We start from the raw sequence: 25,023 nt of genomic DNA on the forward strand, positions 1-25,023 counted from the left end.
CGAGCAGGCACTCCGAGCACCAAAATATCCGCTGGGTGGCGGGTTCATCGTCGACGCAGAGAACTCGCTCCCGGCGCCGACGGCCCGCGTTCGACTAGGCGATGAACTGTATCAGATTCTGGATCAGGCGTTCGGGGGCGGTGGCGAATAAGCCATGCGGTTCGCCGTCATATTCGACGAGTGTTGCGCCCGGAATCGCTTCGGCGGCTGCACGACCGGATGCGTCGATGGGAACGACCTTGTCAGACGTTCCATGAATGATGAGTGTCGGAACAGTAAAAGCGGAAAGATCGGGACGGAAGTCGGTCTTGCCAAAGGCATCAATACAGTTGAGCGTTGCCTTCGGGCTTGCCATAACAGCGAGAATGAATGTCCAGTCCATCAATTCCTTGCTGACCGGACTGGATACCAACCCGACGCCGTAAAACTGTTTGGCAAAACTTCCCAGAAAGGCAAACCTGTCCTTGCGGATCTGTGCCTTCATGTCATCTAAGACGCTCTGGTCGACGCCGTTGGGATTGTCGTCGCTTTTCAGGAGGTAAGGGACCACGGAAGATACGAGCGCGACCTTGGCGATGCGGGCTGCACCATGACGAGAGAGGTAGCGCGCGATCTCGCCGCCTCCCATGGAAAAACCGACGAGCGTCACTCCCGAAACGTCCAGAGCTTCGAGAACGGCGGCCAGATCGTCGGCGAACGTATCATAGTCATAGCCGAGCAGCGGGTGACCGGACTGTCCAAACCCGCGACGATCATAGGTGATCACGCGGTAGCCGGATTCCAGCAACGCCAGCGTCTGATATTCGAACATGTCGCCGGTCAGGGGCCAGCCGTGGATGAGCACGACCGGACGGCCGGTCCCGGCATCCTTGACGTGCAGCTTCGTCCCATCTCTCGCGTCGATAAACGCCATCATCCGTCTCCTGTGGGTTTGCGAACTGAATAGGATCAGCCGTCGGCCGAACCCGGCTCCGCCATTTTGCGGTGCTGTTCCGCCAGGATCGCGCCTGGCGTGACGTTGGCGAGAACGCCTTGCACCTTGGTCTTCCATCCGGAAAAGATCGACGCCTTGCCGGCCATGACCGCCTCCCAACCATCGCGCGCAACGTCTGCGGGATCACTCTTGTCGGGATCGATGCCCACCGATGTATCGAGCATGTCGCCGCGCGCGAAGAATTCGGTGTCGACCGGGCCGGGCATCAGTGTCGTCAGGGTGACGCCCTCGCTGTCCTTGATCTCGTTGCGGAGAGCCTCGGTGAAGCTGTCCACGAACGCCTTCGTGCCATTGTAGACGGCCTGGAACGCGCCGGGGATATAGCCCGCGACCGAGCCAGTCACGAGCACTTTGCCCTCGTTGCGCGCCACCATCGCCGGCAGCACCTTCTGGATCAGATAGAGCGTGCCAGTGATGTTCGTGTCGATCACGTGCCGCCAGTCGGAGACCTGCTGCTCGAGAAACGCATGACCGAGGCCGTGACCGGCATTGGCGCACAGCAGATCGATCTGGCGCGTGCCGACCGCTTCGAGGAGCGCGTCGACACCATCGGTCGTCGCAAGGTCGGCTTCGATCGACACGACCGTGGTCCCAAACTGCTCGAAATCCTGAGCCGCCGCATTGATCAGCGGTTCGTCGGCGACAACCAGAATGTCATAGCCGTCCTTCGCCGCCAACGTTGCCAGCTCGAAGCCAATGCCGGTCGAGGCACCGGTAATGATTGCGAATTTGCTCAAGGGATCTCTCCGTTCAGGCAGCGGCCCCGAGGCCGGGCTTCAGCACGACCTTGGTCACCTCGTTCTGATTGTCGTGGAACATCTGGTAGCCCTTCGGGGCCTCCTCGAGATCCATGCGGTGCGAGATCAGGAAGGTCGTGTCGATCTTGCCTTCCAGGATCGCGTTGAGCAGCGCCGGCATATAATGCTGGACATGCGTCTGGCCGGTCTTGAGCGTCAGCCCCTTCTCCATGAAGGCACCGAGCGGGAACTTGTCGACAAAGCCGCCATACACGGCCGGCATCGAGACGCGGCCGCCCTTGCGGCATGCGATGATGGCCTGACGGATCGAGTGCGGGCGATCCGTGCCTAGCATCAGCGTCTTCTTGACCTGATCCAGCACGTTATCGACGAAGAAGCCGTGTGCTTCGAGGCCGACCGCGTCGATCACCGCATCGGGACCGATCCCGCCGGACATCAGCATCAGCGCCTCGTAGGTCGCGGTCTCCTCAAAGTTGATCGTCTCCGCGCCGAACTTCTTGGCCAGCTCCAGCCGGTGAGGGAAATGGTCGATCGCGATGACGCGTTCGGCACCCATCAGGAAGGCGGACTGGACCGCGAACAGTCCGACCGGCCCACAGCCCCAGACCGCGACCGTGTCGCCGGGCTCGATCTGCGCGTTCTCCGCCGCCATCCAGCCGGTGGGGAGGATGTCGGACAGGAACAGCACCTTTTCGTCCTCGATCCCGTCCGGGATCACGATCGGGCCCGTGTCGCTGAAGGGCACCCGGACATATTCCGCCTGGCCGCCGGCATAGCCGCCGGTCATGTGGCTGTAGCCGAACAGCCCACTCATCGGCTGGCCGTAAAGCTCCTGCGCGATGTCCTGATTGTCGGCGGGGAGCGCATTGTCGCAGGCCGAATATTGATGCTTGCCGCAATGGTAACAGCTGCCGCACGCCATCGTGAACGGCACGACAACACGCTGCCCCTTCTCGAGCGTGGATTTGGGGCCGACCTCGACGACCTCGCCCATGAACTCGTGGCCGAGGATATCGCCGGCCTGCATCGTCGGAATGTAGCCGTCATACAGGTGGAGGTCGGAGCCGCAGATCGCGGTCGCTGTGATCTTGATGATCGCGTCGCGCGGGTTGAGGATCTCGGGATCATCGACGGTGTCGACGCGGACATCGTGCTTCCCGTGCCAGGTGAGCGCACGCATCAGGCCTTCTCCTTCTCGAGCTGCGCCTTGGTGCGCGACGAGGTGGCGATCTCGCCAGTCTCCATCAGCTGCTTGAAGCGTCGCAGATCGCGACGCGCCTGGATGGCGGGCTCGCGCTGGAACATCTTGGCGATCAGCTTGCCAATCGTGCCAGCCGGCGGATCATAGGCGATCGTCGCTGTAACGACGGTGCCGCGTGTTCCGGCATCGCGGAATTCGATCCGGCCGCTGTTGGCGATGTCGGCGCCGTCCTCGGATGCCCACGCCAGCAGTTCGTTGGGCCGATCCTCTGTGATCCGAGTATCCCACTCGACGGTTTTGCCGCCGGGCGCCTTGACCACCCAATGCGAGCGATCGCCGTCCGAGGTGATCGAAACCACATTGTCCATGAAGGTAGGCAGGTTCGAAAGGTCCCGCCAGTAAGAATAGAGTTCGTCGGCTGGACGGTTGATCGTCACGGCGCGCGCACTAAGCGCATTGCCCTTTCCTTCGATCACGCTGTCAGTGAAGTCGGCGGCGGCGCCGGACTGCTTCGAAGTCGCTAGAGGGGCATCGTCGGTGTGGGCTGTCCCGGCCATCATTCTCTCCGATCGGTCGAGTTTTGCCCAATCCCCAGACGCCCCAACGGTTCCGATCGTTACTCCGCCGAAATGCTGCTTTTTCCAATACTTAACGTCGATCATGCTGGAACAGAGTTGGCCCGCTGCGGTTTTGAAGCGAGATCCAAAATCGCGCCCCGGAGCCCGCAATGTCCGTATTCGCACCGGCCGCCCTGAGCATAATGTCGGATGTGCAGTCGGGATCAGACCTGGCGGTAGCACCCAGCCGCACGAATGGTTCTGATGCATCCACGGACCGATATTCCAATGATAACCCCGTAGCGCTTGCAGTGATCCTGCCGATGGGAAGCGCATCCTTTGCAAGCGCGTGACCAACGCCATCTGTAGCCGTCTCGACCGGTGCGTCGAGCGGCTGTCCGGACCCGCATGATCGGGTCGTTCCATCATCTCAAGCGAGGAGCATCATCATGACGATCAAAGCGATGGGCTATGCCGCGCAGCATAGCTTCAGCAGGCTGAAGCCGATGGCATTCGAGCGGGAAGAGGCCGGTCCCGGAGAAGTCGAGATCGAGGTGCTCTATTGCGGGGTCTGCCACTCCGACATCCACCAATGTGAGAATGACTGGGCGAACACCGTTTATCCCTGCATGCCAGGTCACGAGGTTATCGGTCGCGTCACCCGCATCGGCGCGGGCGTCACGGCGCATGCGATCGGCGATCTCGTCGGCGTAGGCTGCATGATCGACAGTTGCCGGTCATGCGAGCCATGCCATGCGCATGAGGAGCAATATTGCGAAGGCCCGAACAGCTGGCTTGCGACGTATAACGGCCCCATGGTGCCTGCCGCGCAGGCGCCCGACGGGGGCAACATGTATGGCCGTGATAACACGTTCGGAGGATATTCGAACGTGGTGGTGGTCAAACAGGATTTCGTCCTGAAGATTCCGACATCGTTACCGATCGAAGCCGCGGCCCCGATCCTCTGCGCAGGAGTCACCACCTTTTCGCCCATGAAATATTGGGGTGTGAAGGCGGGCGACACGGTCGGTGTCGTCGGTTTTGGCGGACTGGGCGACATGGCGCTGAAGATCGCAAAGGCGCTCGGAGCCGAGGTTACCATCTTTACCACGACTGAGGAGAAGGTTGGCGAAGCCCAGAAGCTTGGCGCAATAGGCGTTCTGGAGAGCGATTCCGATACCCTGAAGTCGCTGGAGCGGAAATTCGACTTCATCCTCTCGACCGTCCCCGAAAAGCACAAGTCGGACCCCTTCATCCCGCTGCTTAAGCGGGACGGTACGTTCGTTGCGGTCGGAGAGATTGGGCCAATGCCGGGCTACAACAATCAGGAGGTGGTGATGCACCGCCGCGTGCTGTCCGGATCGCTGATCGGAAGCATCGCGGAAACGCAGGAAATTTTGGACTTCTGCGCTGAAAAGGGAATTTTCCCCGACGTCGAGGTGATCGCGATCCAGGACGTCAATAAGGCCTACAAAAAAGTGAAAAGCGGCGACGTGCGCTTCCGCTACGTCATCGACATGGCCAGTCTCAAGCAGGAAATGGCGGACGCCTGAGCCAGCCTATTCCTGCACCACCGATTAAGAGCAGGAGGCAGGATGGCGACCGTCGAGACGGACGACCTGTCGATACGTTGTGAGGAGACGGGCCTGGAGACAGGCGACGTCGCCCTGCTCCTGCATGGTTGGCCTGAGGATGCATCGACGTGGGATGGTATGGCGAACTTTTTTTTGGGGGGGGCGGTTGCAGGGTCATCGTCCTTCGCTGCGTGGGTTCGGGCAGTCGGTCGTCCGGGCATTGCATGAGGCCTGCGGATCCGTCTTGTGCAGGCGGGTCCGTGCCGCCTTCTCACGCCTGAGCGCTTTCCGGATATGACACAGTTGGCCGGAGCTCAATCCGAGCCGCTTGCCGATCTCCCGGTAGTCGCGCCCCTCCGCACGCATGGATCGGGCCTGTTCAAGGTTCAGCGTGGCCTGTGCTACGATGCTCAGCATCAGCACTCGACCGGCTCAGCGCGGTTCGGCGTCGAGCGGCGTTGAATATCCGCCTAGGCGGTGGGCCAGTTCGTCTTCGAGGATGATGTCGATCACCGAACCGGACCGACGCAGTTCTTCTGCGCGCCTGTAGGCCGGACTCGCATGATAGAAGCGGCCGAAAGGCTGCTCATTACTGACGACAAGCAAGGTCGTCGTAATGCCGACCGAGGCAACCACCCGGGCACCGGCTTTCGCCAAGCGGTATGCCAACGGCCCATCTCGCCTGCTCCCCAGGATCGCGATACGGTGTCCGCTAAGCGGCCCATCCGCAGCAGGCTTCGGCGCGGGCGCGGAGCGTGGGGTGGCGGGGGCCAGCCAGCCGACGAGGTCGATGCCGGTATGCTCCATTGCGCGCACGATCACCATTCCCGCGGCGCGCGCATCGCTCAGCGCGTCATGATGCCTGTGTCGGACGCCCAGATATTTGCTGAGCACGTTGAGCCGGTGGCTGGGGAGGTCGGGCCACGCTCGTTTGGCGACCCGGACGCTGTCGAGCCATGTCGTCTCAATCGAAGAGCGATCGTGGACGCGGCAGGCTGCCGCAAGCGCGCCCTTGTCGAAATAGGAATGTGCTACCGTGATCCGCCGCGTGAGGTGCTCGCTTACGGTCGCGTGGATCTGCGCAAAGCTCGGCTGCCCGACGACATGATCGCAGCTGATGCCATGGATCCGGGTATTGAATGACGAGAATTCGTCGAGTGGATCGACCAGCGTCTCATATTCGAAAATCTCGACGCCATTCCTGAAGCCCACGATTCCGATCTGGCAGATGCTGCTCACGCGCGAGCAGGCGGTCTCGACGTCCACCACGACGAAATCGGGTTGTGTGGCGTCAGCCAGCGGATCGGATGAGGGGGGCGGTGCAAGAGCCGGGCGCATCGTCATTGCTTCGGAACATAACACGACCATCGGATCTTTGCGATGATAGCGCTTCGGTGGGCCTCACCAAGCGTGGCCATGCAGTGACGCCGCTCTCTTCTCTCTTCGGCGACACCAAACGACGGAACAGGATCGTGGCGGGGCAATCTCGTCGCATGTCCGGCTCAAAGCCAGACGATGTCATTGAAATGGCTTTGCCAAAGCCATAACTGGACGATGCGCCGGCAGGCGCTCTCCCCTTCGTCATCGAAAGGCCCGAAATCGCGCGCGGAGGCTATCCGCGATCGCGGATTTTGCGTCTTCCGACGGGATGATTTCTTAAGTTGATTCCGCCAGGGGGCGTTCCCCGGCACCCAGATCAGGATGTGAATACCATATGGCGAGGACGATGGCGGTGGTGATGACGCGCGACACGGTGGCAGATGACGCCCCGGTGATCGACCTCAACGAAGCCAGTGTCAGGTCCCTGATCATGCGTGCCAAGGCGCGGGGTTATGTCACCCATGACGAACTGGCTAAGGCACTCCCTCAAGATGAGATGTCCTCTGGCCAGATCGAGGATGTGATGGCGGCGCTCAGCGAAATGGGCGTGACCGTGGTCGAGGGCGAGGATCGTAGCGACGAGGGCGACGTCCAGGAGCCCGAGATCGATGGCGAGGCTGTCGGGCCTTCGTCAGATGGATCTGCGCTATTTGCGCAGACGCCGGCGAAGGAAGTGGCCGATCGCACGAGCGATCCCGTGCGGATGTACCTGCGCGAGATGGGCGCGGCCGAACATCTGACCCGCGAGGGCGAGGCTGCCGTCGCCAAGCGGATCGAAGCCGGCCAGGACATGATGATCCGGGGCCTATGCGAGAGTGCGCTGACGTTCACCCAGATCATCGACTGGTCGACCCGGATCAACGACGGCACGGCCCGACTGCGCGATATTCTCGATCTCGATGCGATGATCTCGAAGACCACCGCGGTTGGTCAGGGCGACGATGACGATGCGATCGCTTTCGACGAGCCGGACGCCGGGCGGATGCCGCGCGACGAGGACAAAAGCGAGGAGGCGTCGTCCGACGGTCCACAACCCGAAGGTGATGCATCGCAGTCGACCGATGATGACGAAGACAACACGCTCAATCTTGCCGAGATGGAAGAGCAGTTGACGCCGCGCGCGCTGGAGCGGTTCGCGGCAATCACCGAGCTTTACCGGGGTTTCGCGCCGCTCCAGGCCGACCGTGCGGTCGCGATGGGGCGGGGGGCGAGGCTCTCCGACGAGCAGGAGGCAAGCTACCAGCAGCTGCGCGAGAATCTCACGGCAGAGATCGAGAGCGTCAAACTCCACGGCGCGAAGATCGCCGAGCTGATTGACCAGCTGTACGCTTTCAATCGCCGGCTAACGGCGCTGGGAGGCCAGATGTTGCGTATGGCCGAACGCCACAAGATCTCCCGCGCCGACTTTCTCGACCGTTATATCGGTCACGAAGCGGAGGCTGGCTGGCTGGAACGCGTCGCTCCGACCGACAAGAAGTGGGCCGCTTTCGCCGCTGCCGAAGCGATCGGCGTCGAACGTACGCGCGTCGAGATTAGCGAGATCGTGCAGGCAAGTGGTATGGCGCTCGGCGAGTTTCGCCGGATCGTGAACATAGTTCAGAAAGGCGAGCGAGAGGCGCGCATCGCCAAGAAGGAAATGGTCGAGGCGAATCTCCGCCTGGTTATCTCGATCGCAAAAAAATATGCGAACCGTGGGCTGCAATTCCTTGATCTTATTCAGGAAGGCAATATCGGCCTGATGAAGGCGGTCGACAAGTTCGAGTATCGCCGCGGCTACAAGTTCTCGACCTACGCCACCTGGTGGATCCGACAGGCGATCACGCGCTCGATCGCGGACCAGGCGCGCACGATCCGTGTGCCCGTGCACATGATCGAGACCATCAACAAGGTCGTCCGCACCTCCCGGCAATTTCTTCACGAACGGGGCAGGGAGGCGACGCCAGAGGAACTGGCGGAGCGCCTCTCAATGCCGCTCGCCAAGATCCGTAGCGTGATGAAGATCGCCAAGGAGCCTGTGTCCCTCGATTCCCCCGTCGGCGAGGAGGAAGACAGCAAGCTCGGTGACTTCATCGAGGACAAGGATGCGGTCATCCCGGTGAATGCCGCCATCCGGTCGAACATGCGAGAAACCGTCACTCAGGCGCTCGCCGCGCTCAGTCCGCGCGAGGAGCGCGTGCTGCGCATGCGGTTCGGGATCGGCATGGACACCGATCACACTCTGGAAGAGGTCGGACAGCAGTTTGGCGTGACCCGCGAGCGTATCCGTCAGATCGAGGCCAAAGCGCTCCGGAAACTGAGTCATCCTGCGCGGGCGAGGAAGATCCGGAGCTTCCTGGACTGATCTTGGCTGCGGGCCGTCCAAGACGGATGCATGTCGCATCATTATGCCGTCGTCATGAGCCGTGGGATGCCGACCTTCGAACGGTGCGTCATCACAGATGGAGGCGGCCGGCATATCCTGTCAGCTCGAGATAGCCCCGCCCACCGGGCACTGTCACGGCGCCTTCCCAGTAGACGGGACTGCCGGCTTTGCGTCCATCGAGTTCCTGATCGGGGAAGAGCGGCCGGAGCGGCAGGGGGCGGACCCCGCTAGGGAGCTTGATGCGGAGTATCGGATCGACCGGGTAGGTGGTGCCGGTGCGCGGCGACCACCAGCGATGGCGCGGCACGAACACCACGTCTGCTGGGGTGAGCATCGTCACTCTGCCATCAGGAGCGCGCCACGAGCCTCCGGCCCAAAGGGACGAGCCGTCAGCGCGGCGGATGCTAAACGCCATGAGCGCGGCTCCGTCGTCGAAATTGAGCCCGGTCCAGTCCCAGCCGACGCCACCGACGGGAATATAGCTTGATGACCATTCCCGATCGAGCCACGCCGTACCCGTCACGGCTTCGGTCCGGCCGCCCTGGCTCGCTGATCCCGAGACGGCGAGGTGGGGCAAACTGTAGTAACGGCTCGCCGAACGAGGATCCGGTCCCTTGCGGCTGTATCCATCTTCGCCTTCGAGAAGGGCGGGCTGGTCGGGACGGAAGACGACATCCAGTGCGAAGCCGTCGCCGACGACATGCGCCGAGAAGCGTCCATCCGGCAGGCGGCGCATGGTCCAGTCGTCGATCCTGACATCCATGTCCTTTACCGAGGCACTGGCGAGACCCAGCCCCTCGCGGGCGATCCGTTCGCCGATGAGAAGGTGGCCGATCGCCGGATCGGACAAAGCAGCATGGGCAAACAGGATTTGGCGGGGCGCAAACGCGCTCCGGCTGTCCGTGCCGAGGCCGGTGGCCGTGCGGAAGAACGTGATCTGGAAGCCGCGATGCCTGCCGCCTTTCCCGTCGAGCCAGCCGGTCACGTACCACCATTCCGTACGGAAATCGGGATGCGCGCCATGATCGCGCGGAAAGGTCATCGCGACCCCCGGCCGCACTTCGGCGAATTGCGGCCCCGCCGGCGAAGCCGCGAGCAGGGGGATCGCGGAAAGAAGCGCGAGAGCACGGCGCATCACCAATCCTCCCGGACCGCACGCACCGCATCCGCCGAGGCCGCCCGGCGGCCGGCGAGCATCGCGGTGAGAGCCGAGGATATCACCAGCGCCAAGCCGACCCCGGCAAGTAATCCGAACGGCAACCGCGTCGCCATCGTCCAGTTGAACGACTGCGGGTTCACGACATGGATGAGGATCTGGGCGAGCCCGCAGCCCAGCACGATACCGGCGACGCCACCGACCAGCCCGAGCAGCGCTCCCTCCAGTCCAAGCATTGCGGTGATCTGCTGCCGGGTGACACCGAGATGGCGCAGCATGCCGAACTCGCGGGTTCGCGCGATCGTCTGCGCAGAGGTTGTCGCCGCGACCCCGGCAAGACCGACCAGCACCGCGATCAACTCGAGACCGTAGGTGATCAAAAAGCTGCGGTCGAAGATGGCCAGCGCGCGCGTCTTGAGCGCGTGGGTGGGCACGATCTGCACAATATCAGCGACGGTTGAGGGGAGCGCCCGGCGAAGCGCCGCCATGGTGTTCATGACGTTCGCTCCTGGCGCAAGATCGATCGCGGCTTCCCCACGCGCTTTGTCTCCGGTCAGTCGATCGTAAGCGGACCCATTGATGGTGATCGCACCTGACTGCCTGGCGTAATCGCGATAGACCGCCGTCACGAAGGCGGGCACCGCGCGCCTCCCCAGCGGCAGCATGATGGTCGATCCCGGTGACAGGCCGTAGAGCCGTGCTGCCGGCTCCGAGACACGGACCGCAAGAGCGCCGGGCGGCAGCGCGACCACATGTCCGATGGCGGGCGGCATCGCGCCGTCTCGGATGAACAGCAGGATCGGCGGCTTGTTCGGCGCGAGTGCGATGCCATGCTGGGCCCCGAAGTCGATGCGTCGGACGCCGGGCACATGGGCCAGCCGCTGCTGCGCCGCGCGGTCGAAGGGCACGCCGCCATCCGCGCTGAGGTAGAGGTCCGCCGAGAGGATCTGATCGAGCCAGTCATCGACTGAGCCCCGAAAGCTCGCCACCATGACCGCCATCGCGATCATCAGTCCTACGCTCGCGACGATACCCGACAGGGCAACTGCTGCCTGCGAAGGTGCGCCCCACAAGCGCCCGAGTGCGAGCTGCACGACCGGAGATTTCGAACTTTTGCGCGCAAGCGGGGCGAGGAGGGCGCGCGCGAGCCAGGGCATGGCGGCGATCCCCGCCGCCAGAAGAAGACCCACCGCACCGTAGCCGAACAGCGACACACCCCGCACAGCCGGCAGAAGCGCGAACATGATGCCAATAACCGCAAGCACGATGGCCGGGAGGATTGCGGGGCGTCGACGCGGGTCGACGGCATCGCCGACCATCTTGAGCGACACCGTTGGCGTGATCCGGGCCGCTTGTATCGCGGGCAGCAGGCTGCCGATCAAGGCGGCGGCCAGACCGAGCCCGGCGAAGGTCAGCGCAGCGGTAGGCGAGAACAGGAGTGGTGGTTGTCCTTCCCCACCGAAATAGCCGCTGCCGAGATCGCCGCCGACCAGCCGAAGCACTGCCGCTGCAAGGCCGTAGCCGAGGAGGATGCCGGCGATGGCCCCGGCCGCGCCAAGAATGATGCCCTCGACCATTACCTGTTTCAGGATCAGCCGGCGCGGGGCGCCCAGCACCCGCAGCAGCGCGAAATGCGGCCTGCGCCGGGCGATCGACAGCGCTTGCGCCGAATAGACCAGAAACGCGCCGGTCAGCAGCGCGACCAGCGCGAGCATGTCCAGATTGACCCGGTAGGCGCGCGACAGTGCATCGGTGCGGTCGCCGTCCTCCGTTGCTCCGGCGAGTACCGCGTCGGCGGGCAGGATGGCGGCGAGGCTGCCATGGACACGGGCTGCATCCATGCCGTGGGCGAGTTTGACATCGATCCGGTCGATCCGCCCCAGCCGTCCGAAACGATCCTGAGCGGCTGCGATGTCGATGACGCCGAGCGCGCGGTCGCCCGCGCCGGGAACGGCGCCGGCAATACGAAAGCGCTGCGCTTCGCCATTGATGACGATCCATGCGGTGTCACCGACATGGTGGCCCATCATTGCCGCACGGGAGAGAAACATCGAGTTCGGGTCGAAGACGGCGACCGGATCACCCCGATTTGGTCGGGGCAGAAGGACAGGGGTCACGATGCCGGCGCGCAGCACATCGATGCCCAGCAGGTCGATCGCCTTCTTGCCCATGCGTGCATGCCGTCTCACGATCGGACTTGCGGCTGCTATGCCAGCGGTCTTGGCGACGATGGGATAGAGGCGTTCGTCGAACCCGCGTTCACTGGCGGCCTCGATCCGCAGGTCGGCGCCGCCGTTGACCGTGGCGAGGCCGCGCGTGAAACGGTCGAGTGCCGAGGCGTTGACCAGATGGACGGCGAAGCCGAGCGCGACGCCCACCGCGATGGCGACCATGGCGGTGACGATACGTATCGGATGGGCGCGCCATTCCCCGACGATCATCCAGCGCGGCACGGTCGCCCACCGGTCGAACGCCATGATCACGCGTCCACGAGGCCGGCGGCGGTGAGGCGCAGGATCCGATCGGCGCTGGCGGCCGCGATGTCCGAGTGGGTGACCAGCAATCCGGCGGCACCCGCCTCGCGCAGTTGACCGATGAGAAGGGCCAGAACCCGCGCCGCCGTCTCCGGGTCGAGATTGCCCGTCGGCTCGTCCGCAAGGATCAGCGCGGGGCGATGGACAAGCGCGCGGGCGATCGCGACCCGCTGTAGTTCGCCGCCCGAGAGCTCGCTCGGATAGGCATCCTCCCGCCCGGAGAGACCCACGGCCCCCAGGATGTTGGTGGCGCGCGCGCGGGTCTCGGATTGTGTCGTCCTCAGCAGCGCGAGCGGCAGTCCGACATTCTGGGCGAGCGTGAGATGGGGCAGAATGTGGAAGGCCTGGAAGACGAAACCGATCCGTTCCCGACGCAAGGCGGCGCGCGCATCTTCGTCCAGCGTCGCGAGATCGGTCCCCTCCAGCAGCACGGACCCCATTTCGGGCATATCGAGCCCCGCGATCAGATTGAGCAAGGTTGATTTGCCAGCCCCTGATTCGCCCATGATGGCGACAAGTTCGCCCGCTTTCAGGCGCATCGTGAGGTCATCGAAGAGGATCCGACCACCCGGAACGGACTTGCGCAGACCGCGTATCTCAAGGAGGGGCGTTGAAGGCATGGGCTCAATTAGGCCCAAGCCCTATCAGCAGGAAGCGTTCCTTCTCTTCCTGTGCCTTGACCCCGCGCTATTGATGCAGATCTGTTCAGATTCCGAACTATCTATCCCGCTTCCGGCGTCTGGACGGCATTTCGGCGGATCTGTCGGTAGAGGATAGGGACATTCGGTCAGCATTGAAAATCGCACCGTTTGATGCGATATTTCGTGCCGTGATAAGGAGGGCAGTGTTTTGCGAACGACCATCGCGCTTGATGACGAACTCGTTTCCAAAGCGCAGGCTTTTACCGGTCTCATGGAAAAGAGCTCTCTGGTTCGGGAGGCATTGAAGGCGTTGATCGAGCGCGAAAGCGCGCTGCGCCTTGCTCGCCTTGGAGGCTCAGAACCTGAGGTCACTGCTCCTCCGCGCCGACGCTAAGCATGATATTAGTCGATACGTCGGTCTGGGTTGATCACCTCCGTCACGGCGATCAAACACTATCGAATCTGCTTCAGGCTCGTCAGATTATGGTGCATCCCTTTGTTATCGGCGAACTGGCGCTGGGTAGCCTGCGCCAGCGGGAGGTGGTTCTTGGGGCGCTTCGGAACCTTCCTCACTCGCTCGTTGCAAGTGACGGGGAAGCTCAAATCGTCATCGAACGGCATAAACTCTATGGCTCAGGTATTGGTTATGTCGATGTGCACCTTATCGCGGCAACGTTCCTGACTGCCGACGTGAAATTGTGGACGCGGGACAAACGCCTGCGTGAGATTTCTATTCAGCTCGAAAGAGACGCCAGCCTTGATAATTGAGACGGCGAGGTGCTGTCGCTGTTGATGTACTGGTCGATCAGATACTCGTTGGCGGCGTGGATCTCGACCCCGTCCATGCCCGCTGCAATGGCGTGGCGCGCGGCCTAGGCACAATCGGGGACGATCTGCCGAATGCCCTCGACCGACAACGCCTGCGGCGCGGAATGTCGGCCCAAGTGTCATTTGCGGGCTGCTCAATGATGAAGGTTTTGCCGGGCCTCGTCATGAATGCCGGGGATGTCGCGTGGTACCGCCTTCGATCAGCCGGAAAGCCGTGCGTTGTGGCGTGATGGGCGCCGCGGGGCGATCCAATAGCCGCACGGCTTCTTCCGCCATATCGTCAACATCCTGATCGATCGTCGTCAGCCTGTAAGCCGGCCACCGGGCGGCGGGGATATTGTCGAAGCCGATCACCTGCAGATCGCCGGGTATGTCGCATCCGCCCTCGATCCGGAGCGCGTCGATCAGCCCTATCGCGGTGAGATCGTTCACGCAGAACAGCGCGTCGGGCAGTTCTGGCTCGGTGAGCAGCGCACGGCCGGCGGCATATCCGCCATCATGATCGAGATTGCCGGTAAAGCATCGGATCGTGCCAGATCCTATCTGGGCCACTGCCGATGCGAAGCCGGCCTGCCGCGCGCGCGACGCGACGCTGTCTGCCCCAACATAGGCAAATCGCCGTGCGCCGCCCTTGGCCATCGTTTCCGCAGCCAGGCGGCCGGCGCCTTCATTGTCGATCTCGACCACCCGGACATAGTCCGTCGTGATGCCGGAATTAAGGGTAACGACGGGGATGCGGTGTGCGGAAATCGCGTCCGCGGCCTCCTGCGAGAGGATCGACAGCGCGCTGACCACGCCGTCGATGCGATAGCCGACCAGTTCGCCGATGACCGCGTCCAGCGCTCGATCGCTTTCGGCCTGCACCAACATGATACGCTTGCCCGCTGCCGTCAGTGCCCGGCCGAACGCCTCCAGCGTGGCGGCATGATGCGGATTGTAGCCACCGCCTACCACCAGCGCGACGATGCCCGATCGCCCTTGCACCATCATGCGTGGAAGCAGATTGGGCTGATAGCCGAGCGCGGCGGCCGCCTCGGCAACCTTGCGGCGCATATCGGGCGAGATGCTCGCGCCCGCGGTGAACGCACGCGATACGGCCGATTGCGAGACGCCGGCCAGTCGGGCCACGTCATGCGATGTCACCGGCCGGTCGTTCATATCCTCTCCGATATCCTCAACCCGGCGGCCTTATGGCCATCCGCGCGACGAGGAAGGGCGGCTTGCGCAGATCCTGCCCACCGTTGAGGCGTGGCAGCCGGGTCCATTGGCCCAGCGTCACATAGACATAGCGATCGTCCGCGAAGATGCCATCCGGCCAGACGAAGCGCGGATCGCGCGCGACGAGATCGAAGCTGCCGTCGAGATTGCGGCGGAAAATCGCGTCCTGCTCGCCGGCTGTGGTGTAGAGGCGCCCCCATGCGTCGGTCGCCAGTCCGTCGGCCGAACCTTTTTCGCCCTCGTCCGTCACGGCTCCGGCCAACGCGGCGTCATCCGCCGAGAAATCGGCCAGCAGTGCGGTCGGCAGGCTGTAGAGCCGGTGGCTGCTGAGAGGCGCATAATAGAGCCGGCTGTTGTCCTTGCTCAGCGCCACCCCGTCCACCCCGCCGCCGGGAAATGAAGGGCGATGCGGATCGGCACGCAATGGCCGGCCGCCGAGGAAGGTGAGGAAGCCAGGATCGGCCTTTACCGAGCGATCCTCGCTTAGCACGCGCCGCTGTCGCCCGGTTGCGACATCGACCACGACGAGCGCGGGATGCCCGTCGAACGAGGAATCGGAGATGAAGGCGGTGCCCTGCGCGCCGTGAGTGAGGTCGATCCGCAGATCGTTGAGATGGCTGCCCGGCAACAGGGCATCGTTCACGATGATGCGCGCGAAGACGCGGTTCGTCACCGGATCGATCCCGATGAGCTTCGCGCCGCCGGGCGGGATCGGCTGGCCCTGCACCTTGCCGTCGTCGATCACCCACAGGCGCCCGTGACTGTCGACGGTAAGGCCATGCGGAGAGATCAGGCGTTTGGCCGGATCTCCCGACATGGCTTCCGCCCAGTCGGCGGACGGGTAGGGACGCAGTCGTCCGTCTTTCCACTCGGCCAGGACCGGGCCGGGATGATCCCCGTCATGCTTGGGGAAGCCCAGGAACATCCGGCCCGCCACCACGGCGATACCCGAGGGATCGGGTGACGGGATGCTGGCCACGATCTCGATATCGCCCGCCGCAGCGAAGCCGGGATCGCGATTGTCCACGACCGGCGCTGCCGCCGCAACGGGAATGGCGGCCAGCGCGAGCAGAACGGCGGCGATCCGCATCCGGTCAGCCCTTGTGCGGCCCGATGAGCGCGAGATCGGCCGGCGACAGCCGATCCGAGGCGCTGTCGAGCTGGTGCCAATATGGGTAGAGCAAAGGCGGGCGGCTGACCTGCTCCAGTTTCGCGAACTCTTCGTCGCTCAGCACCAGTTCGGCGGCCTTCAGATTGTCCGTAAGCTGTGCGTCGGTGCGGGCACCGATCACGAGGCTCGTCACGCTCGGCCGTGCGAGCAGCCAGGCAAGCGCAAGCTGAGCGGGCGTCGTCCCGTCGTCGCGCGCTTCGGCCAGCGACACCAGCACCTCGACGATATCGTACAGCGCCTCGACATCGCGCACCGGCGGCTCGTTCCACTGGGCGGCCTTGCGCGTGCCCTCCGGCTCGGGCTTGCCGCGCCGATATTTGCCCGAGAGCAGCCCGCCCGCCATCGGCGACCAGATCACCGTGCCGACGCCCTGATCCACGCCGATCGGCAGCAGCTCGTATTCGGCCTCGCGCGCCTGCAGCGTATAATGAATCTGCTGGGCGATCGGCCGGATCAACCCCTCGCGCTCGGCGGTGGCGATCATCTTCATCACGTGCCAGCCGGAGAAGTTGGAGACTCCGAGATAACCGATCTTGCCGGATCGGGTGAGCATGTCGAAGGCCGACAGCATCTCTTCGACCGGCGTCAGGCCGTCCCATTCGTGGCACCAGTAGATATCGATATGATCGGTCTGCAGGCGGCGCAGGCTGTCCTCGCAGGCGCGGACGATGTGATGACGCGAGAGGCCGCGCTCATTCGGGCCCTTCGTGCCGGTCGGGAAGCGGACCTTGGTGCCGAGGATCAGCTTCTCGCGACGGCCATCGGTCAGCGCCTCGCCGATAATCTCCTCGGACATGCCCGCCGAATAGATGTCGGCGGTGTCGATGCTGTTCACGCCCGCCTCGATGCACATGTCGATCTGGCGCTGCGCGCCGGCCATGTCGGTATCGCCGGTCTTGGCGAAGGCGCCCTGGCCACCGAACGTCATCGTGCCGAGCGTGAGCGTGGAGATTTTGAGCCCGGAGCGGCCGAGCAGGCGATAGTCCATGACGTATCCTTGGATTTAGGGGAGGAGAAAGATCGTGCCGTGGCTCAGCGCGCGGGCGCCAGGGGCAGGGACCCTGGCACGGCGCTGCCATTGGCCCAGGTCTCGACGATCCGGTCCATCGCGCCAATGTCACGCGACGGATCGCCCTGCACAATCAGCAGATCGGCACGCTTGCCGGGGGCGATCGTGCCACGATCGCTGAGATTCATCAGCGCGGCCGCATCGCGTGTCGCCATGGTGATCGCGCGCATCGGGGTGAGGCCGGCCTGAACGCTCAACATCAGTTCGCGATGCTCGGCCAGCCCGGCGACACGCACCGGCGTGGCGCCGCTGTCCGTCCCGAAGCCGACCTTCACGCCGGCATCGACCAGCGTCTTCAGATTGGCTTCGTTCATCGTCAGCGACGCGCGGGCCGGCGCCATCTGGGGCGTCGCGAGCGTCTTCTCGCGCCAGGCGGCATCGTCGATCTGGGCGGCCAGTTCGGGCGAGAGGGCGGCGCGGGTGAAGGGCGTTTTCGTCCAGGGCTGCTGCTCGGCCCAGGCGACCGTCGCATCGTCTAAAGCCAGCGTAGCGATATACCAAACGCCCTTTTGCTTCAGCGTCGCGACGAATTCGGGCGGCACCGGCGTGTCGCGCACGCCATGCGCGATGATGTCGGCGCCGGCGGCGACCACGCCCTCCGCATCGGACAGATCGTGGATGTGCGCGGCGACCCGCAGGCCGAGCTTGTGGCTCTCGTCGATCACGGTGCGATAGATATCGGGGCTCATCTTGACGGGCACCGAACCGCCGAAATCGTCCACCCAGATCTTCACCAGATCGGTGCCGGCAGCCGCCATCTTGCGAACGTCGGCGCGTGCCTCGTCGGGCGTGGCCAGACGATAAAGCTGGTCGGGGCCGACCTTCACCATCGTCTGCGGCGGCGCGCCGTTGGCGACACCGATCCCCTGGTCCACGCCGAACAAGTCTGCGGGCAGCTTGCCCTGATGCGCCTCCTTCCGGAGCGGATCGAACAACGGGCCGTTGTTGCCGAGTGCCACGACCGTGGTGATGCCGTAGCGCCGATACTGGCTCAGTTCCCGCGTGATCGTCTCGCGCGTGTAGTTGGCGGCGCCGGCCGTCTTGCCCCTGATCTGGCCGACATGGCTGTGATCAGAGATGAGGCCTGGCAGGATCGTGTCTCCGCTGCGGTCGAGGATGCGGGCGCCTTTGGTCGAGATCTGTCGCCCGGCAGCGACGATCCTTCCCTGATTGATCAGCACCGTGCCGTCCTCGATCGGGGCAGCGCCCGTTCCGTCGATAATGCGGACATGGCTCAGTGCGATCGGCTGCGCAGCTACAGGGCTGGTTGCGGCCGCCAGCAGCAACAGGCTCGAGATTCGGATCATCATTTTTCCTCCGCCAATGCCCGAATGATCGGACACGTTAGGAGTTGCATCGCGATGCAAAAAAATGGGGGTGGAGGTCGGGATGACTGGAGAAACGGGACGGATATTTGGTCGACAGTGCAAGGTAGTGAGTCAGCGCTGCGGCGACCGATATGTCGGTTCGCAGCCTAGGCCATCACGGCGCTCAATCCGGGAAAACGATCGTCGCAATTGCGGCAACCGTCATGACCGCTGTCGCGATCCAGCCAAAGATCTTGAGCATAGGCGACGCGACGAACTCACCCATGATCTTGCGGCGCGATACAACCAGCATGAGCCCGGCCAGAACCGGGACGGCCGCGACTCCGTTCGCGACCGCACTCCAGAACAGCGCTTTCATCGGGCTGATCGGCAGCCAGTCGACGACAATCCCGACCAGTATTCCGAAGGCGATCACGGCATAGAAGAGCTTGGCTTGGTGCGGTTTGCATTCGAGGCTCGCCGGATAGCCGCCAACGCCACACACCGCATAAGCGGAGGATCCGGCAAGCACCGGCACCGCGAGCAACCCGGTGCCGATGATGCCGAGGCTAAAGATGCCGAAGGCGAGATTGCCCGCGACCGGTTGCAGCGCTTTGGCGGCATCGGCGGCGCTTTGGATGTCCTGCTTTCCGGCAGCGTGAAGCGTCGCTGCCGTCCCGAGCATGATCGCCAAGGCGACAATATTCGAGACCGCCATGCCGCCGAACGTGTCCCAGCGCATGCGCTGAAGAGCGTCCTCGGCCTGATCGCGCGCTTTTCGGAGCGGTTTGCGCGCGACGACCTGATCGAGCTCCTCGACCTCCTGAGCGGCCTGCCAGAAAAAGAGGAAAGGGCTGATCGTCGTGCCAAGGATGGCCACGACGGTGATGATTTCCTGCTGTCGGGTGATGCGGGGAATGAAAAGACCCGTGGCGGCGGCGGTCCAGTCGACCTTCACGAGAAAGACGAGCGCGACATAGGCCAGCAGGACCAGGGTTAGCCATTTGAGAATATTCGCGTACCGGCGATAGGGAATAGTCAGTTGCAGGCCGAGCGTTACGAGCGCGAACCCGATCGTGAAGACATGATGGCCCCGCCCGACGACGAGGGCGGAGGCCTCACCCATCGCAGCGAGATCGGCGCCGATGTTGATCGTGTTCGCGAGCAGCAGAAGCAATACAAGCCCGTAGACCAGCCAGCGCGGCATGACCTCCTTGAGATGCCCGGCGAGATCGTTGCCCGTGACGCGCCCGATCCGTGCGCTCGCGAGCTGGACCGCCACCATCAACGGGTAGGCGAACAGCATCGTCCACAGCAGGCCGGTCCCGAACTGGGCGCCGGCTTGGGAATAGGTGGCGATACCACTTGGATCGTCATCCGCGGCACCCGTGACGAGACCCGGCCCAAGCCGTTTCAATTCGTCGAGCCAACCCATCGCCACGGGTCTCAGCGGTCCTGCGCAAGAAGCATCATATCGACCTCTTGGTGGCGATAAGCGCTTGAGAACCCAGCGCGTTCCATTGCGTGCAAGCGGTCCTGACCATCATGCGGAAACGCAGCGTCGACATGCCAGCGGGCACGTCGCTTGCGATCAGCTTGATCGAGGGAGTGCAAAGGCGAGCGTATAGTCTCCATAACGGGTCCCGAGTGCGCCGTGGCCGCCGGCCGTGATGACCACATATTGCCGACCGTCTGCACCACGATATGTCATCGGGGTCGCCTGCGCGCCTGCGGGCAGGCGGGCCTTCCAGACGATCCTGCCGGTGTGCAGATCGAAAGCACGCAGATATTGATCGGTCGTGGCGCCGATGAAGGCCAGACCGCCGGCGGTGATGATCGAGCCGCCGAGATTGGGCACGCCCGTCTTCAGCGGCAGGCCGAGGTGCGAGCCGAACAGGCCGGTGTCGCGCGCCGTGCCCAGTGTCTCGCGCCACAGCACTTTGCGCGTCTTCAGGTCGATCGCGGTGATATGACCCCACGGCGGCGCGACGCAGGGTGCGCCGAAAATGCCGACCCAGGCCTTCACCACGGCGGTGTAGGGCGTGTTATACTGGGTCTGGAGCTGGGCCTGTTTGGCATTCTCGCCGCCCTGCTTCTGCTTCATCAGCGCCGCCTCGCGCGGGTCGCCACGCGGCATCAGATACAGCTTGAACGGCATCTCCATCGTATTGACGGTCATGATGCCGCGCACAGGATCGATCGCGGCGCCGCCCCAGTCGGTGACGCCATCGAAGGCGGGGTGGCCGATGATCGGCTTCAGGCCCATCGGCTGATAGATGCCGGTGCCCTGCGCGCGGCGGATATCGATGCGGCACATCAGTTGATCGATCGGCGTGGCGCCCCACGTCGCGACCTCAGTGGGGGCGGGCGGGGTCATCGAGGGCATGCCGACCGAGAATGGCTGGGTCGGCGAGACGCGAAGGCCTGGAGTCGCTCCGTCCGTGCGCACGCGACGCTCCTCGATCGCGGCAAGCGGGGCGCCGGTGAGGCGGTTCAGGAAATAGACCTGTCCCATCTTGGTTGTCTGGATCAGCGCGGGGATCGTGCGGCCGTCGACATGATAGTCGAACAAGGAGGGGCCGATCGGGAGATCCATGTCCCACATGTCGCGATGGACGAGCTGGCGCATCCAGCGCAGCTTGCCGGTGGCGATCTCCAGCGCCACGATCGCCGTGCCGAAGCGATCGTCGAATGGACGACGCAGGCCGATATAATAATCGGGGGAGGCATTGCCGGTGCCCAGATAGACGAGACCGTTTGCGGGATCGGCGGTAATCGCGCCCCACACGTTGGGCGTGCCGCGAGTGTAGGTCTGGCCCGGCGGCAGGGGCGCGATCGCATCCTGCGAGCGGCCCACGTCCCATGCCCAGATCGGCGTGCCAGAGACGGGATCATAAGCGCGCACCACGCCGCTCGGTATGTCGCGGTTGACGTTGTCGGTGATGCGCTCGCCCAGAATCAGGCGGCCATTGGCGACGACCGGCGGCGACGTGCCGATCTGGTCCGCCGCGCGGCTAACGCCCATGTTTGCGCGCAGATCGATTGCGCCGTTCGTACCGAAGCTCGGGCAGATCCGGCCAGTATCGGCATCGAGCGCGACCAGGCGAGCGTTGAACGTGGAGGCGAAGATGCGGTGCGGGCATGGCGTACCGGCCGGCGCCTCGTAATACGCGACACCTCGGCAGACGAGATAGGCCTGGCCTTCGCGGCTGGCGGTCTCGCGCCAGCTCCAGCGCGTCTTGCCGGTGGTGGCGTCGATGGCCTGGACAACCGAGTGCGGCGTGCAGGTGTAGAGCGTGTCGCCAATGTGGATCGGCGTGGATTCAGAATGATATTCGCGTTTGTGCTCGGTCGCCTCGGCAGGATCCGGCAGGTCGCCGGTGCGCTGTGTCCAGGCCAATTGCAGCTTGCCGACATTGGCGGGGGTGATGTCGGTCAGCGCCGAATAGCGGCGGCCGGCGAGCGTGCCGCCATAGTCTTGCCAGTCTCCGTCTGTGTCGGCGGCCGGCGGTGCGGGGATAGGGGCTGCGGCGGGCTGCGCCACAAGGCTGTGATCGCGAAACAGCATTCCTCCGCCGAGCAGCACGGCGATGCCTACCGCCGCGGCCGGAGCGAACCGCGCTCCGCGGCGTGAAGACCTTCTGTTGCCGGCGAAGATCAGAACGAGAAGCAGCAGCACGGTGGGCGCAACGACGCGAGGGATGAGCTGGAGGCCATCCGTGCCGACCTCCCACAAGGCCCACAGGACGGTGCCGATCCAGATCGCGACGAACAGCGCGCGGCCTCGGGAATCACCTCGACCGATCAGCGCGCCGCTGCCAACCATCGCGACGCCAGTGATCACATAATAAAGAGACCCACCAAGCGCGGCGAGAACGCCGCCCGCAACCGCGAAATACCCTCCCAGAACTGCTATCGACCAACCCAGGATGATCTGTGCGACGCGCATGCTGCTATTCTCTTTCTGATATGTAGCGTGCAACGCGCAAAGGGCAGGATCGCTGCCATGAAAGCGATGGATTGTGTCCGCGGAGATCCAACGCCCTATCGGCTTCTCTGCGAAGATGTCTCAGAGTCGGCAGCCGGACCTTACCGCCGACCCACCGACGGACGATGCGTTCGGGGCGCTTGGCATGAACCGTCTCACCGCGCAGCATATCGGTATGAAGGGACGGTTTCAGCGCCCCTGCCACCCACTAAGGTCTCGATAACGGGTCTTGCAGAGGGGGGGATGTGCCTAGGGAAGGTCAATCCTCGAGCGTGGGCCCGAGCGCCGTCGCGCCTATCAGCAACAAAGCAGCCGCAGCTGCAGCCACCCACAACGCCTGCATATCGAGGAGATGGAAGCACCCAGCACCGGTCGCTGCCCCGACGACCAGCCCGAGCCATAGCAGCAGATAAGGTATCCAGGCGAAGCGAGGACCGCCGGCAAGCGCAGCTGCGAGATGCTGGCCAAACTTGACGAGCGTTCCTGTCATGTACGTGACCCCGACGCTCACTTCACCGTCCCGCTGAAACACCCCATTTGCCGAGCCCATTGCACAGGCCATCAGCAATGTCGCAAAAAGTAGGCCGTTTCCGAATGTGATCGCAGCTGCAGCCAGCGCGAGCTTTAGCGTCACAAGCCCTAAAACGCCCTGCTTGCGCCACCGACCCGATAGCCGTCCCACCGTCGTGCCCGTCATCACTCCGGCAACGAACGCGACGATCAGCGCACACGCGAGGAGGCTGCCTGGCACATCGCTCGCGATGTCTACCGCCAGCCGGGTCGAGTTCCCGCTCATGAAAGATACGAAGAAACCGCCCAGTTTCAGAAAGCCGAGGGCATCGACGAAGCCGGCCAGCATGGCGAGACCATATGCCAGGAGACGGTGATGCTTTTCGTAACGGCGCATGCACCCTTCATAGGGCGGCGTTCCAGAAAGAGGAGCTCATCCATCAAGCCCGCTTAAGGTGCGGCTGCATGGTAAGAAAAGACAAATCTGAGGTCCGGTTCAGCTCGCGCCGAACAATGGGATAGGACGACACTGTTTCTGATGCACCGGGTGGAGGCGCGCTCATCGTGACATAACGGCGGAACGCACATCTGCCGCTCTATCGTCTGGCCCTGGCACCCGTCGCGATCGCGGCGGCCGCCGCCTGGTAGGCGATGCGCATGCCCGAATTGTCGGGATTGGGCAGTTCGGCCCGTTGCAACATCAGAACATACACCGCGCCGACCCGGGGATCGTCCCAACTGGCCGTGCCGAAGGCGCCGCCATGGCCGAAGGTCCCGGGCGAAAGGCTTGCGTTCGCCTCCAGTCTTGCCGGATCCTCGACGATGCTGAATGTGAGGCCCCACGGCATGCCAGGTCGCGCCTCCAACGTGCCAGTCTGCTTGCGGGTCAGCTCGGCGATCGTCTCCGGCTTGAGGATGTGCACGCCGCCGGCGGCACCACCGTTCAGCAGCATCTGGTACAAGCGGGCAATGTCGCCGGCGGTGGAGAACAGGCCGGCGCCGATCAGGGGCGGGCGCGCGTGATCGGTCGGCTGCGTGCCGTAGAGATAGGGAATGGTGATCGGCTGGAGGCTGCCGTCCTCGGCCTTGCGATAGCTGCGAGCGTAGCGCCGCAGCTGAGCATCGGTCAGCCAGAAGCTGGTGTCCTTCATTCCCAGTGGCACGAAGATCTCCTTCGCCAGGAACCGGTCGAGCGGCATGCCGCCCGCAATCTCGATGATCCGCCCGAGTACGTCGATGCCGAGGGTCGAGTAGGACCAGCGTTCGCCTACCGCGAAGCGCAGCGGCGTGCGGGCGGCCATCACCGCCGTGTCGGCCAGCGTCTGGTGCGGCGGACGTTGCATCTGCTCGCCGAGCCCTCCGGTGTGGGTCATCAGTTCGCGTATCGTCAGCGGTGCGCCTGCAGGATTGCGGATCGCCTCGAACTCGGGGATGTATTTCGCGACGGGATCGTCGAAGCCGATCAGATCGCGATCGCGGAGGATCCCGAGGGCAATGCCGGCGACCGGCTTCGTCATGGACGCGATCCAGAAGATGTCGTCGGTCTGCATCGGCCGGCGGGTCGCGAGATCGGATTTTCCGACGGCGGTGAGAGCCAGAACCCGATCCTTCGTCGCTACCAGCGCCACCGCACCAGCTATCTGGCGATCGTCGACGAACGGTTGGAGCGCATGGTCAAGCGAGACATCGGCGGGCGTCAGTCCTTTTGCGGCGAGCGGGCCGGCGAGCGCCAGCACCGCCGTCGCGAGGATCGGGAACAGGCGGGTGATCATGAG

Annotated in this window: 22 protein-coding genes; 4 read left to right on the forward strand and 18 right to left on the reverse strand. The window is 63.9% G+C overall.

The window, feature by feature from the left end:
- Positions 1-94: 94 nt before the first annotated feature.
- The 4 genes from HL653_RS16875 to HL653_RS16890 are packed head-to-tail and all read right to left on the reverse strand — an operon-like array spanning position 95 to position 3,510.
- Entirely contained in the window at positions 95-916 is an 822-nt protein-coding gene (locus HL653_RS16875) for an alpha/beta fold hydrolase (protein WP_367613565.1), read from the reverse strand.
- Between the two features lie 32 nt (positions 917-948).
- A complete protein-coding gene (locus tag HL653_RS16880) occupies positions 949-1,731 on the reverse strand; it encodes an SDR family oxidoreductase (protein ID WP_171745548.1) in 783 nt (260 codons plus the stop codon).
- A gap of 13 nt (positions 1,732-1,744) precedes the next feature.
- Complete coding sequence (locus tag HL653_RS16885) at positions 1,745-2,932, reverse strand: zinc-dependent alcohol dehydrogenase (RefSeq protein WP_171745549.1); 1,188 nt, start codon at positions 2,930-2,932, stop codon at positions 1,745-1,747.
- Entirely contained in the window at positions 2,932-3,510 is a 579-nt protein-coding gene (locus tag HL653_RS16890) for an SRPBCC family protein (RefSeq protein WP_171747056.1), read from the reverse strand. The genes HL653_RS16885 and HL653_RS16890 overlap by 1 nt, the downstream gene beginning before the upstream one ends.
- Positions 3,511-3,959: 449 nt before the next feature.
- Between HL653_RS16890 and HL653_RS16895 the strand changes: the two genes are divergently transcribed.
- Positions 3,960-5,063, forward strand: coding sequence for an NAD(P)-dependent alcohol dehydrogenase (locus HL653_RS16895; protein WP_171745550.1), 1,104 nt, complete (start codon positions 3,960-3,962; stop codon positions 5,061-5,063).
- A gap of 195 nt (positions 5,064-5,258) precedes the next feature.
- Here the strand turns inward: HL653_RS16895 and HL653_RS16900 are convergent, their stop codons facing one another.
- Together HL653_RS16900 and HL653_RS16905 are read right to left on the reverse strand one after the other, a co-directional pair.
- The gene (locus HL653_RS16900; protein ID WP_171745551.1) at positions 5,259-5,501 is read right to left on the reverse strand and encodes a hypothetical protein; all 243 of its coding nucleotides are present in this window, start codon (positions 5,499-5,501) and stop codon (positions 5,259-5,261) included.
- Between the two features lie 15 nt (positions 5,502-5,516).
- On the reverse strand, positions 5,517-6,422 hold the full coding sequence (locus tag HL653_RS16905) for an exonuclease domain-containing protein (protein WP_171745552.1): 906 nt from the start codon (positions 6,420-6,422) through the stop codon (positions 5,517-5,519).
- Positions 6,423-6,810: 388 nt separating this feature from the next.
- On the opposite strand from HL653_RS16905, the gene rpoD reads away from it, so the two are divergent.
- Positions 6,811-8,805, forward strand: a complete 1,995-nt coding sequence (rpoD, locus tag HL653_RS16910) for an RNA polymerase sigma factor RpoD (RefSeq protein WP_253716982.1) — start codon at positions 6,811-6,813, stop codon at positions 8,803-8,805.
- Positions 8,806-8,896: 91 nt separating this feature from the next.
- Here rpoD and HL653_RS16915 read toward each other — a convergent pair whose 3' ends face one another.
- From HL653_RS16915 to HL653_RS16925, 3 genes are read right to left on the reverse strand one after another with little or no spacing between them, the layout of a single operon-like run.
- The gene (locus HL653_RS16915; RefSeq protein WP_171745554.1) at positions 8,897-9,961 is read right to left on the reverse strand and encodes a lipocalin-like domain-containing protein; all 1,065 of its coding nucleotides are present in this window, start codon (positions 9,959-9,961) and stop codon (positions 8,897-8,899) included.
- On the reverse strand, positions 9,961-12,459 hold the full coding sequence (locus HL653_RS16920) for an FtsX-like permease family protein (protein WP_171745555.1): 2,499 nt from the start codon (positions 12,457-12,459) through the stop codon (positions 9,961-9,963). Before HL653_RS16920 ends, HL653_RS16915 begins: the two co-directional genes overlap by 1 nt.
- 2 nt (positions 12,460-12,461) lie before the next feature.
- Complete coding sequence (locus HL653_RS16925; RefSeq protein WP_253716984.1) at positions 12,462-13,055, reverse strand: ABC transporter ATP-binding protein; 594 nt, start codon at positions 13,053-13,055, stop codon at positions 12,462-12,464.
- Between the two features lie 310 nt (positions 13,056-13,365).
- Here HL653_RS16925 and HL653_RS16930 point away from each other — a divergent pair, with 310 nt between their 5' ends.
- A complete protein-coding gene (locus HL653_RS16930; protein WP_171745557.1) occupies positions 13,366-13,551 on the forward strand; it encodes a type II toxin-antitoxin system VapB family antitoxin in 186 nt (61 codons plus the stop codon).
- A 2-nt stretch (positions 13,552-13,553) separates the two neighbouring features.
- Complete coding sequence (locus HL653_RS16935; RefSeq protein WP_171745558.1) at positions 13,554-13,925, forward strand: type II toxin-antitoxin system VapC family toxin; 372 nt, start codon at positions 13,554-13,556, stop codon at positions 13,923-13,925.
- Here HL653_RS16935 and HL653_RS24500 read toward each other — a convergent pair.
- The 9 genes from HL653_RS24500 to HL653_RS16980 all read right to left on the reverse strand — a co-directional run bounded on the left by HL653_RS24500 (position 13,892) and on the right by HL653_RS16980 (position 25,020).
- Positions 13,892-14,002 carry a hypothetical protein gene (locus tag HL653_RS24500; protein ID WP_216599889.1) on the reverse strand — a complete coding sequence of 37 codons (111 nt, stop codon included), beginning with the start codon at positions 14,000-14,002 and terminating at the stop codon, positions 13,892-13,894. The genes HL653_RS16935 and HL653_RS24500 overlap by 34 nt on opposite strands.
- Positions 14,003-14,147: 145 nt before the next feature.
- On the reverse strand, positions 14,148-15,143 hold the full coding sequence (locus tag HL653_RS16945) for a LacI family DNA-binding transcriptional regulator (RefSeq protein WP_171745559.1): 996 nt from the start codon (positions 15,141-15,143) through the stop codon (positions 14,148-14,150).
- 16 nt (positions 15,144-15,159) lie between these two features.
- Positions 15,160-16,293, reverse strand: a complete 1,134-nt coding sequence (locus HL653_RS16950) for an L-dopachrome tautomerase-related protein (protein WP_171745560.1) — start codon at positions 16,291-16,293, stop codon at positions 15,160-15,162.
- A 4-nt stretch (positions 16,294-16,297) separates the two neighbouring features.
- On the reverse strand, positions 16,298-17,362 hold the full coding sequence (locus HL653_RS16955) for an aldo/keto reductase (protein WP_171745561.1): 1,065 nt from the start codon (positions 17,360-17,362) through the stop codon (positions 16,298-16,300).
- 44 nt (positions 17,363-17,406) lie between these two features.
- Entirely contained in the window at positions 17,407-18,753 is a 1,347-nt protein-coding gene (locus tag HL653_RS16960; RefSeq protein ID WP_171745562.1) for an amidohydrolase family protein, read from the reverse strand.
- Between the two features lie 181 nt (positions 18,754-18,934).
- Positions 18,935-20,185: an NRAMP family divalent metal transporter gene (locus HL653_RS16965; protein WP_171745563.1), complete on the reverse strand. Its 1,251-nt coding sequence runs from the start codon at positions 20,183-20,185 to the stop codon at positions 18,935-18,937.
- 156 nt (positions 20,186-20,341) lie between these two features.
- Positions 20,342-22,699: a membrane-bound PQQ-dependent dehydrogenase, glucose/quinate/shikimate family gene (locus HL653_RS16970; protein ID WP_171745564.1), complete on the reverse strand. Its 2,358-nt coding sequence runs from the start codon at positions 22,697-22,699 to the stop codon at positions 20,342-20,344.
- A 298-nt stretch (positions 22,700-22,997) separates the two neighbouring features.
- The gene (locus tag HL653_RS16975) at positions 22,998-23,645 is read right to left on the reverse strand and encodes a YoaK family protein (RefSeq protein ID WP_171745565.1); all 648 of its coding nucleotides are present in this window, start codon (positions 23,643-23,645) and stop codon (positions 22,998-23,000) included.
- Positions 23,646-23,844: 199 nt separating this feature from the next.
- Positions 23,845-25,020 (reverse strand): serine hydrolase, encoded by a 1,176-nt coding sequence (locus HL653_RS16980; protein ID WP_171745566.1) that lies wholly within the window; start codon positions 25,018-25,020, stop codon positions 23,845-23,847.
- Between the last annotated feature and the right edge of the window lie 3 nt (positions 25,021-25,023).

The organism is Sphingomonas sp. AP4-R1, from assembly GCF_013113735.1.
Taxonomy (GTDB): domain Bacteria; phylum Pseudomonadota; class Alphaproteobacteria; order Sphingomonadales; family Sphingomonadaceae; genus Sphingomonas_I.